The sequence below is a fragment of the Rhizobium sp. 01T417 genome (assembly GCF_056398905.1).
Window position 1 is genome coordinate 19,096 of the sequence record NZ_JBFTQH010000055.1, and the last position, 10,385, is coordinate 29,480.

Consider the following 10,385-nt stretch of genomic DNA (forward strand, 5'->3'; position numbering starts at 1 on the left):
TTGTTCCCCCAGAAACAGACTAAGCAAGATATAAATTGCAAGCAGGACGCGCATGACCCAATTGGGTGGGCCAATTCAACTCAGCGGATGGCCATTTTGCACCTGGCACCACGAATGCGCGAGTTCCTGCTCAGAAGCCACCGAGCGGCATCGCCAGACTGACGAGCATGGCGATCAGATCCGACTGATTATTGACCCCGAGCTTGGCGAAGATGTTCTTCAGGTGGTTTCGTCCCGTCTCGTATGAGAACTCGCCGCAGCTTGTGAGTTCCTGCAGCTTGTGGCCCATTCCGAGCCAGTGCGCGAAGCGGGCTTCGGTCGGTGTCAGCGCGAAGATCTGCTGCAGCATCTCCGGCTGCGGCACCTTGCGATCCCATGGGTCGACCAGGACGACGAAGACCCGGCATGTGGAGAAAACATCGCGCGCGACTCCTTTTGCCGGAGTGACGTAGGCAATGATCGGCCCGCAATTGATCCGCGGTATCCGGATGGGCAGCAGCATCGCGCTTTCGAGCGTGGCGGAACATACCGCATGAATCGCCCGGTCGAAGCTGCGCCGCGCCAAAGTCTCCCGGCAGATGATGCGCCTGTTGCAAATCTGGAGGTCGTCGCCGACGAACCGCTCTGCGGCCCGGTTCAGCAGGACAACCTGCCCGCGGCCGTCCAGAACCAGTGCCGCCCGCCTCGATATCTCGAACGCATTGAGTGCGGCCTCCGCTTTTGTGAACTCCAGCGCCCTGGCGACGGCGACCGAAGAGGATATTCCGCGCGACAGGATCTTCAGCTTCTCGATCTCCTCCCGGTCGAAAGGACCCTGTGCCTCCGAGCGCTGTATTGAGAGCGCCCATTCGTCGTCGCCGCTCTTCACCTGCACCCCCGCAAACCATTTCAGCCCGAATGGGCGCAGCCACTCCTGATAGTATGGATGCTTCAGCATTGCCTCGGGGGCCATGATGTCGAGATCGGTCGCTACTCCGTTCCGGCGCATCGCGGATACGCCGTTGAACCGGATGTCCCTGTCCACCCAGCCGTCCCGGACGTAGGCGTCGATCGCCTCCTCGAAGCATTTGGTCGTTGGAAGCCTCGAGAAAGCCCCTTTGAGCGGAACGATCGCAGCCCCGGCCGTGCCGAGATGGCTGTTGGCGACCTCAAGAGCCTGGGACCAGTCAGTCCCACCGAACGACGCATCCGAAAACGCCGCGCAAACGGCACCCAGATTCCAATCTGCCGCCATGTATGTACCTGATGCCCCGGAAGCCCCCTCGGCCTCCCCCGGGAGAACATTAGATAAGTATGATATTTATCACAACTAACACTAAATGCTTATGCTGGATGCGACCGATGGTCGAACCACCAGCAAGGCTTCAACGCGCCGCGTTTGAACGACATCCGTTCTCCCGGCTAAGGTCACCGGTGGAGCACGCCTGCGGCATGGCATGGCAAAGAGTCGGCGAAGGCCGCAACGCGTGGTGATTGGTTTTTACAAGGTACTTCGCCTTCAATTCGTCCCAGGTCTTCATCGTCATATCCATCGCGCCGGCGACTCGCTCGGCACTCTCCCGCGGGTTCAACGCGCCCACCAATCACGACCTGAGTGTTCCCGCCCACCCCCGGACAACGGCCACCGCAGGCACGATCTGATCGGATGGACCGATAAGGCAGCGGCCGCGTTGGCGTGACCACTTTCCCTTCGTTGGGCTCCAGCCAAAAGCACTGCACCAACGATCGTGCCGATGGTCATTCGTTGGCCTTCCGCAAGAGTTTTGGGAATTTGTCTCCTACGACGTGATTCAGCCGACAATCTGCAGCCTATCGGCTTAGAAAGCAGAGTGCGTCGCTCGCGAAATAGACTTGGCCGCTGAAAACAGCTAACACCGTACCATGAACAAGACAGCAGTAAATGTCATCGAGGATAGCGTTCTGGCCTCTGCGAGGCGGACGGTTGGCACCGAGAGGCAGGCTCTTGAGGCCCTGGAGCGTGCTTTTGATGATGGTCTCGCCGCTCCGTTTATGCGTGCCATCGAAATGATCAACGGGATCACCGGTCGTGTGATCGTCACGGGCGTCGGCAAGAGTGGTCACATCGGGGTGAAGATCGCAGCCACTCTGGCTTCTACCGGGACACAAGCGTTCTTCGTCCACGCGGCTGAGGCAAACCACGGCGATCTCGGGATGATCAGCACGACCGACCTGGTTCTTGCCTTCTCCAAGGGCGGGGAAAGTGCTGAAATTCGCAGCATCGTTGCCTATACGCGCCGCTTCTCGATTCCCCTGATCGCTGTCACCTGCTCGGAGAAGTCGTCGCTTGCGTCAGCGGCCGACATCACCCTGCTGATGCCGAACGAGGCAGAGGCCTGCCCGCATGGACTTGCGCCGACGACCTCGACATTGATGCAGCTCGCCATGGGTGACGCGCTGGCAATCGCGCTTCTGGAAGCGCGAGGTTTCTCCGCCCGGGATTTTCATGTTTTCCACCCCGGTGGAAAGCTGGGTGCAAGTCTCAGCCATGTCGCCGATATCATGCACACGGGCGATCGCGTGCCGTTGGTGCGCAGGGGGACGTCAGTCCCGGAAGCGATCTCGACGCTTTCGCGCAAGCACTTCGGTTGCGTTGGGATCATGGAGGAGGACGGTCGTCTCTGCGGCATCGTCACGGAAGGCGACCTTGCTCGCAACCTGACGCGCAATCTCTCCGAATTGCTGGTTGACGATATCATGACCCGAACGCCGAAGACTGTGAAGCCGAACGTGCTGGCAACCGCGGCGCTGGCGAAGCTCAACCAGCACAGCATCGGGGCACTGATCGTCATCGATGACGACAACCGACCGATCGGCCTTGTGCATTTCCACGACCTTCTGCGAATTGGCGTAGCCTGATCAAGTCGAAGGAAAGGCGGTTCGTCTGTGCATGAATTTTGGCGGGTGCGCAGGAAGAGCTGCCGCTCACTTGGCGTGAGCCCTTCAGTGAGACAAGCGAAGGACGAGTTCCACCAGGATGACGAGATTTCGGATCGTATCGTTGAGACCGCTGGCCGCCGGGTTTCAAACCAACCTGTCATCTCATAGTGCCAGGCGCCTGATGGCCAGGTGAGTACCTATTTGCCTTCCATCGCATCCCATCGCCGCTGTTTTCGCGTCTTCGGCTTCAGTTTCTTGTAAGTCCTGTCGATGAAACGCAGAAACCTCGTCACATGCATCAGCCGGTCAACGATCGAGCTCAGGTTCACGAGGCGCTCCGACAGCACTTCGTTCGCCGTCAGGGCAATTTCGCCTGGAGAATATTCCGGAAAGTGCGTCGCCAGATCGGCATAAGGATTGGTCTTTTCGCGGCCGATGATGTCAATCTTCCCGCGCCGATACATGAGCCGCAGGACCACCTGTTCATACGTCCAGTCGTGAACGTCGAGAACCTGATAGCGTTCACTTCGCTTGGAAGAGAAGCCAGCCAGCGTGATCGTTGCTGGCAGCTGAAGGTTGGCGAGCCAGAAGCACAGCGCAAATCCGCTCGTCGGAAGACTGGTCTTCGGATAAAACGGAGCAAACAGGGCCGTCAAATCGAGATGCCTGACGGCCACGCCTCCGAATTCGGATTCTGGGCTAAACTTTTCGCGATCACCAATTGCCAAATTGATGATCCCGAGGAAGCTGTTTTTGTCGAAGTATTCGAGAACCCTCGACACTTTGCCGCTTTTGACGAGGTTTGCCCCCAATGTCCCGCTTCGCGACACCAGAATGGCACTGCGCATGAACGGTTCGCTCAGGACCTTGTAAACCTTGTTGAAGAAGATGAAGAGGGTCGTGTCCGGAAACCGCGAGGTCAGCTCGTTGATATCGACCTCGTCGCTGTTTGCAACCAGGACGATATGACTGTAGCCGTGCAAAAACGATCGCCACTCCTCCGAGTTGCTTGCCCTCGGAGGAATTGCATTCGTCGCCTGTAAATCGTTGACGTCAGGTCCGCTCATCGTTCAACCGTATATTTGTCTTCCTAGCCAAACGCTCGCATCCGAACTGGGCGATCGACGGTCTCTGATCTCGCATGTTTGCCTGTCCTGGTTTTTACAAGGCGCGCGGGCGCTCCCACATAGACACCATAGGGAACCGTTCTCCCCTTCACCACACTGTTTGCCCCGATCACCGTGCCACGGGCAATGTGAGAGCCCGCGAGCACCTTGGCACCCGCTCCAATCCATACATCGTCACCAATCACGACAGCCTCTTTCCTGACAGACTGCAAGCGTATTGGCACCGTCGGATCCTCGTAGTTGTGCTCAAACGCAACTACGACGACGTGGGCGGCGATACGCACATTGTCGCCGATCGTGATTCCGCCGTGTCCCAGCAGAATAGAATAGTCATTGATCGAGACATCATTTCCGATGTTGATGTGCCCGCTTTGAGCATCGACGATCACGCCACAACGAGTCGTAAACCTGTCGCAAATTTCTATGCGGCCCCGGCCTCGGAATCGAGGCCAATAGCGCATATTGGGTGCGTTTCCGATGCTAAAGGAGCGGCGCGAGAGCATCCAGCGGAGCTTGACAAGAAAGCCGAGATTCAAGCGTCACACCGGAGCGAACCGAGGATCGATGGCGAGCGCCTTGCCGAGCCACTTGTCAGCGTATTCAACCTCCTGCCAGTTTTTGAACCACGGGCCCCCATTGGTGTAATGGACTCCCTTGGGGTAGCCGGTGGCTGGCTTTGAACTCCAGCCTTCCAGCCAGTTCCATTCTTCCGGAATTTCTCCGATCTCGCTGTCATCGGCCCACTGAAGGCGATGCAGAAACGCACCCGTTTCAGCATTGATCAGTTCCGGCGTCAGCTTGCGAGTGGAAGGATGGTCACAATTGAAGAGCATGAACGACGACCAGTTCTTGCGTGGGTATGTCGTCTGGACCTTGCCATCCATCTTCACGCCTTCCTTTGGCGTGTAGTCATGATGGACGCATGCAACGGCCTGATCCTCATTCCGATACTGCAGCAGGTCAGCCACGTCTCCGAAGAACAGGAAATCGCAATCGCAAAACAGGGCCCAGCCCTTGTAACCGGCAAGCCACGGCGTGAAGAAGCGCGAATAGGTGAACTCGGTCGAGGCCAGGGGATCAACCGGTCGCGTATAAACGCCGCGATCAACGAGCTCCTGCAGCTTGATCGGGTGCACATCGACGTCGATCGACGCATGCTCCAGCAACGATTCCTTCGCAACCTGGTAGGCAATATCTTCTCGGGAATCCCAACCAATATAGACCGACAGTTCCGCCATGCGAGTTCTCCTTGCATTAGGTTCTATGAAGGTAGACGACGAAGGGTTGCAGATGTCATAGACCAGTACATGGTCGCCGTGAAGGCTTGTGCGGGACCAATTCACGGAAATACTCCGTCCGATGGTGTTCGAGCCCGGTGGCGCAGGCCGCTCGCGAGGTCGTGCACGTGATCACATCTATGTCACCCTTGCGTGCGCCCAGCCCGGCATCTCGTGGCTAGATCCAAAACCCGCTTACGCGCAAAGTCGCGACAGCGTAAATACCGATGTAGATTACCGCCATGATGAGAACGAGTAATTTCGGGCGCAGCATCTCGCTCTCCTGTAAACCGCATCGACCTTGGTCGGGAATCAGATCCCGAAAGCTGTGAGATGGTCGCTAAATTACCGATTATCAATGCCTCCAGTTACTACAACCGCCCCACACGCGCAAATTTTGGCGAAAGCCTCCTCGGAAGGGCCGAATGCTTCATCCGGACCGCACTCAGAGAATGGGCCAACGCAGTTGCCTATTCCACGTGCAGCAGAGTTGCCGCGATGCCTTCATCGATACAACTGGCACAGGCCGTCGGACGGTAGCCTGAAATCTAAGCCACCAATCAGTCGCCTCGCCCTAAACGAGGACAACCTGAGGCTCCACGGCTAGAGTCATTAGTTTTAGAAAACTGATAGTGGCGCTGCGACAAGGTGCGGCTAACTGTTCAGGTTCCATTTCATCGCGGCAATTCAAGCTCCGGCTTCTCGCAGCGGAGGCGGCGAGTTAAACCAGCGTCAGATGTATTGGACTGCTCAGGGATCGCAGCACGCGTGGCGAAACTCTACGATTGCCCCCAAGGAAAGGGAGGGTAGAAAGTTTGTTCCGCGGCATCCTTTATTATGCTGTGGTAAAACGCAATGGCGCACCTTGTAGTTTCATTCATGCTTTGCTACTGCCTGACAGGTTTCGCCTTGGAGTTCTTAGTGTCGCAGAGAAGTCTTTCTGTCATTGCGCCGACTTATAATGAGTCGGAAAACATTTCCCCGTTCATCGAAAGAGCAAAAGACGTTCTTGGCCAGTTTGACTGGGAGATCATCTTCGTCGACGACAATTCTCCCGATGGAACAGCGGAAAAAGCATTTCACCTTTCCAGGGCGGATCAGCGCATTCGGTCGATAACCAGATTGAATGATCGTGGTCTCGCTAAATCCAGTATTCAGGGGATGTTGTCGGCTAGGGGTGAACTCCTGTGCGTGATGGACGTTGATGGTCAGCACGATCCAGCAGTTATAAATGAAATGGCTGAGCGGCTCGAAAGGGAAGACTTACATATTGTAAGCGCCGCGCGGCGGCTGGAAGGCAATCAGGATCTTAAGGGGCTCTCGCCTGTCAGGCAGAAACTGTCGACTTTCGGAAACTGGCTGTGTGGCCTCGTCCTGGGCCGCAAGCTTACCGATCCACTGACGGGGTTCTTTGTCATCAGACGTGACAGCTTCCTCCAGACGGCGCCAGGCCTGGGAGATCCAGGGTTCAAGTTGCTATTGGATATTCTCCATTCGAACAAAACGCTGAGACATGCGGAAGTGCCGTTCGAATTTGGAGCAAGGCTCAATGGCCAGTCAAAACTTGACGTTTATGTCATCTGGAAGTTCTTCACCTACCTCCTGAGCAAGTTAACCGGAGGGGTTTTGCCGGACAGCCTCATTTCGTTTCTGCTCGTTGGAGGAACTGGGATCTTCGTCCATTTGGCAGTTCTCTACAGTGCTCTATGGCTATTTCCATTTGCTGTCGCTCAAACGGCCGCTACGCTGATCGCCGCTACCGGCAATTTTCTTCTCAACAACCTGCTGACGTTTCGAGATCGCCGCCTGAGAAGTTGGGCAAAATTCTGGGGTTACTTGAAGTTCATTGGAATTTCGGCAGTTGGAATAGTCGCAAACGTGTCTGCCGCCACGCTGACCTATGAACGGCTGGTTCATGTTGTCTTTGTCGCTACGCTCGCTGGAATTGCCATCGATACCGTTTGGAAATTTGTGATCGCGAACAAGTTCATATGGAAGTAGCTAAAACGGACGCGACTGCTGGTGCCGATCCGCGAGCGCTGGTGCCACGGGTGCAGTCCATTCTGTGGTTAGCAGTGGCAATCGCCATCTGCTTCAAAGTGCTACTGGAGATTGTGCAGCAATCATTTTTTCTTGATGGCCTGATCTACGCCAGCATCGGGCGCAACCTAGCAGAGGGTATTGGCACGGTTTGGGCGCCACAGTTTTCTAAGACACTCTTTCCGGTATTTGCCGAGCATCCGCCACTGATGATGTGGTTGCAATCGTGGTTTTTCAGATTGCTCGGCGATACAGTTATCGTCGACAAGCTTTTCTCCCTAGCGACCTGTGCATTAAGTCTGTCAATTCTTGCAATGATATGGCGGCGCCTGAATGGCGCCGACTTTGAATTGCGTCAAGCAACTCCCATCGTGCTGACCCTAACCATTATCGCGGGTCGGTTAGGATGGGGCTTCGCTAATGGCTTGCTCGAAAACCTTCTCATCGTTTTCACGTCGCTTTCGGTGTACTGCGTTGTTTCAGCCTATGACAATCAGTGTGCAAGGCGCCGGATGTGCTTCATGGCAGCCGCCGGAATCTTAACTGCATTAGCTCTGATGACGAAAGGGCCCGTCGGCCTTTTCCCTCTTGCAGCGCCCGGCATATATTGGGCGAGTTTCCGTCGTCCCTCTTTCGTGATTGCGATGATGGATACGATCGTAATCGGTATCGTCGTCGCGGCGGTGTTCGGGCTCTTGTGGACGATGGAAGGTCCTAGGGGCGCTGTTGAACGCTACGTAGCGGTCCAGCTTCTGACAAGTCTATCCGGTGAGCGTGGACACAATGGGAGCGGCCTTGCAGCTTTCCGCACTTTCGTTCGCGTCAATGCCTATCCGCTACTTGTGACGGCCATCGTGCTGTTTATCGGAAGAGGGGTGACAAGAGCGTTTGGAGAGCCGGCTCTGCGTCAAAGCCGAGTGCATCGCGCGATGTTCTTTGCGCTGACCGGATTTTCCGCTTCGTTCCCGTTGCTCGTGGCCCCGCGTGTGTCCAGTTTCTATTTCAATCCTTCTTTACCCTATTTCTCCGCGGCACTGTCCGTCGCATGTGCCCCCGTCCTATTGGCGATGCTTTCCGCACTACACCATAAGTCACAATGGAGGGTGCAAATGGTCTTCGTGGGCCTGCTGGGCCTTTCGCTATTCCTGACTATTCTCCATTTCGGGCGGCCTGGAGATCACGCCGTCACAATAAGGAACGCTGAGAATATTGCCTCACAGGTTTGCTCATCAAAAGGTAAGTGTGAGGCCGTCGTTTCGACATGCGGTGCAGCCCACACAGATTGGCTACTTCACGCGTATCTCCAGCGATACTTTCGAATTTCACTCGATGATCCCGCCGTTGCTTCGGGGACGTATCTTCTAGCCAGCGACGATTGTGCCATTAAGGCCGGCTACCGAGATACAGGGGCTGGGGTGGCACCCTACCGACTAATTCGGCGCGAATAGCGGATTCTTTTCTTAACGGCGGCGGATCGCTTCGATAAAGCCCAGCGCGATGATGACCGGTGCGAACACGATACCAGCGACCACGACAAGGAGCGCGGCACACGCACGCTTAAGGAAGTTGGAGTTCCTTTTCCCGGCGCTCTCACTGTAATCCTCGCTCATGTGGGCATCCTACGCAAAGTTTGGATCGCTATAAGGATGAAGCCTTCTGGCTGGGCGTGTCGATTATTCTAGAGGCTCCTGAACTCAAAGCAAACTGCAAAAAAATGAGATTTCGCGTCAGGCCCTTGGCTGGCCGATGCCTGCTACATCGCAGTTCTTCAGTCTTGGATACGGGTCATCCCGCCGGGATATTGCGGCCAATTTTCGGCAATGCACATGTCGCCCTCTCGAAGAGGGCGGCCGAAGGACACATGGATTGATTGTTTTTCCGAGCTGGTGGAGATGTGACCTTGAGCGCATTTGCGGCGTCAAGCCCAATTGATCACAAACCTCGGGCCTCGCCACAGCGGATTAAATTGCCTTTTTAGCATTCCATGATTTGCCGTAAGCGTCCGTCGAGACCGTCACGCCGCGCGGTTCCAAATGCATGAGAGGCTCAATCTCACTGCTGGGCCATGCGTTAGCGAGGCGATCAAGCGTCCGAGGAAGTCACGCCTGCGGATCGACGTTATTCATTTTTGTCAACATCTTACGTACAATCGGCGCCCGACATCTTGCGGCCCTGGAGCCAAAACCCGCTTACGCCCAACGTCGCGACGACGTAAATACCGATGTAGATGACCGCCATGATAAGAATGAGTAATTTCGGGCCCAGCACGTCGCTCTCCTGTAAGCCGCATCGACTTTAGTCCAGAAAAGCGGTTCCCGGAAGCTGTTGAAATGGTCGCTAAATTGTCGACGATCAATGACTCCAGTTACCACGACCGCCCCACCCACGCACATTTTGGCGAAAGCCTCCTCTGCCATGGTCGATGCAGCCTACTGTCTATGGCGCCCGTCGAGCTGTACCATCAGCGCCTTGCCAGCGACCGTGCGATGTCGACGATGTCATCACGGCCAGCGGTTGGATCCTCTTTATTCCAGGCAATGCCAAGCCCGATCCGGAAGTCGATCCCGCTTACCTTCTTCAGTTCAAAGCCGCGATTGGGAAGATCAAGCGTCCATTCCGGCGCAAAACCGATGCCAAGCCCGGCAGAGACCAGCGACACCAGCGCATAGGTGTCGTCACAGCTGAAGGCAATGTTGGCGGTGAGGTCGTATTCGGCGAACTTCTCATTGAAGTATCGTTCCGTAAAAGACAGGTTCTGCCGGTTGAAGGCGATGATCTTCTGAGTGCGCAGATCATCGATGCTGATCTCCTCCCTGGCGGCCAGCGGATTGGCATGGCCAACCGCCAGGTAGTAGCGCTCATGGGCAAGCGAGACGAAGCGCAAGGAGCCGATGTTTTCCACCGGGCGGATGAAGCCTAGATTGTGCTGGCCGGTCTCCAGGCCGCGGATGATCTCGCCGGTATTGCCCGACGCGATGTGGATGCGGACATCGGGATACTTGCGGGCGATCTTGGCAAGGAAGGTTGGCAGCATGCCCATGGT

Annotated in this window: 9 protein-coding genes and 1 pseudogene; 4 read left to right on the top strand and 6 right to left on the bottom strand. The window is 56.1% G+C overall.

The features are described from left to right. Window positions 1–130: 130 nt before the first annotated feature. Window positions 131–1,234 carry a helix-turn-helix transcriptional regulator gene (locus AC1DPR_RS29140; RefSeq protein ID WP_113583484.1) on the bottom strand — a complete coding sequence of 368 codons (1,104 nt, stop codon included), beginning with the start codon at window positions 1,232–1,234 and terminating at the stop codon, window positions 131–133. Window positions 1,235–1,881: 647 nt separating this feature from the next. Here AC1DPR_RS29140 and AC1DPR_RS29145 point away from each other — a divergent pair. Then, window positions 1,882–2,877 carry a KpsF/GutQ family sugar-phosphate isomerase gene (locus AC1DPR_RS29145; protein WP_113583483.1) on the top strand — a complete coding sequence of 332 codons (996 nt, stop codon included), beginning with the start codon at window positions 1,882–1,884 and terminating at the stop codon, window positions 2,875–2,877. Between the two features lie 218 nt (window positions 2,878–3,095). On the opposite strand, the gene AC1DPR_RS29150 is transcribed toward AC1DPR_RS29145, so the two are convergent. From AC1DPR_RS29150 to AC1DPR_RS29160, 3 genes are all read right to left on the bottom strand, one after another. Next, on the bottom strand, window positions 3,096–3,881 hold the full coding sequence (locus AC1DPR_RS29150) for a 3-deoxy-manno-octulosonate cytidylyltransferase (RefSeq protein ID WP_477817743.1): 786 nt from the start codon (window positions 3,879–3,881) through the stop codon (window positions 3,096–3,098). Window positions 3,882–3,988: 107 nt separating this feature from the next. Beyond that, a complete protein-coding gene (locus AC1DPR_RS29155; RefSeq protein WP_477817744.1) occupies window positions 3,989–4,414 on the bottom strand; it encodes an acyltransferase in 426 nt (141 codons plus the stop codon). 150 nt (window positions 4,415–4,564) lie between these two features. Further along, entirely contained in the window at window positions 4,565–5,263 is a 699-nt protein-coding gene (locus tag AC1DPR_RS29160) for a glycosyltransferase (protein WP_113583481.1), read from the bottom strand. Between the two features lie 453 nt (window positions 5,264–5,716). Here AC1DPR_RS29160 and AC1DPR_RS29165 point away from each other — a divergent pair. From AC1DPR_RS29165 to AC1DPR_RS29175, 3 genes and pseudogenes are all read left to right on the top strand, one after another. Continuing rightward, window positions 5,717–5,909, top strand: a pseudogene (locus AC1DPR_RS29165) (IS481 family transposase); the annotation flags it as partial. Window positions 5,910–6,157: 248 nt separating this feature from the next. Further along, window positions 6,158–7,303, top strand: a complete 1,146-nt coding sequence (locus AC1DPR_RS29170) for a glycosyltransferase (RefSeq protein WP_477817745.1) — start codon at window positions 6,158–6,160, stop codon at window positions 7,301–7,303. Next, window positions 7,294–8,790 (top strand): ArnT family glycosyltransferase, encoded by a 1,497-nt coding sequence (locus AC1DPR_RS29175; RefSeq protein WP_477817746.1) that lies wholly within the window; start codon window positions 7,294–7,296, stop codon window positions 8,788–8,790. Before AC1DPR_RS29170 ends, AC1DPR_RS29175 begins: the two co-directional genes overlap by 10 nt. A gap of 12 nt (window positions 8,791–8,802) precedes the next feature. Here AC1DPR_RS29175 and AC1DPR_RS29180 read toward each other — a convergent pair whose 3' ends face one another. Together AC1DPR_RS29180 and AC1DPR_RS29185 are read right to left on the bottom strand one after the other, a co-directional pair. Beyond that, window positions 8,803–8,952, bottom strand: a complete 150-nt coding sequence (locus tag AC1DPR_RS29180) for a hypothetical protein (RefSeq protein ID WP_162769749.1) — start codon at window positions 8,950–8,952, stop codon at window positions 8,803–8,805. A gap of 851 nt (window positions 8,953–9,803) precedes the next feature. Continuing rightward, window positions 9,804–10,385: LysR family substrate-binding domain-containing protein (locus AC1DPR_RS29185; protein ID WP_477817747.1), on the bottom strand; the 582-nt coding region annotated here is incomplete at its 5' end.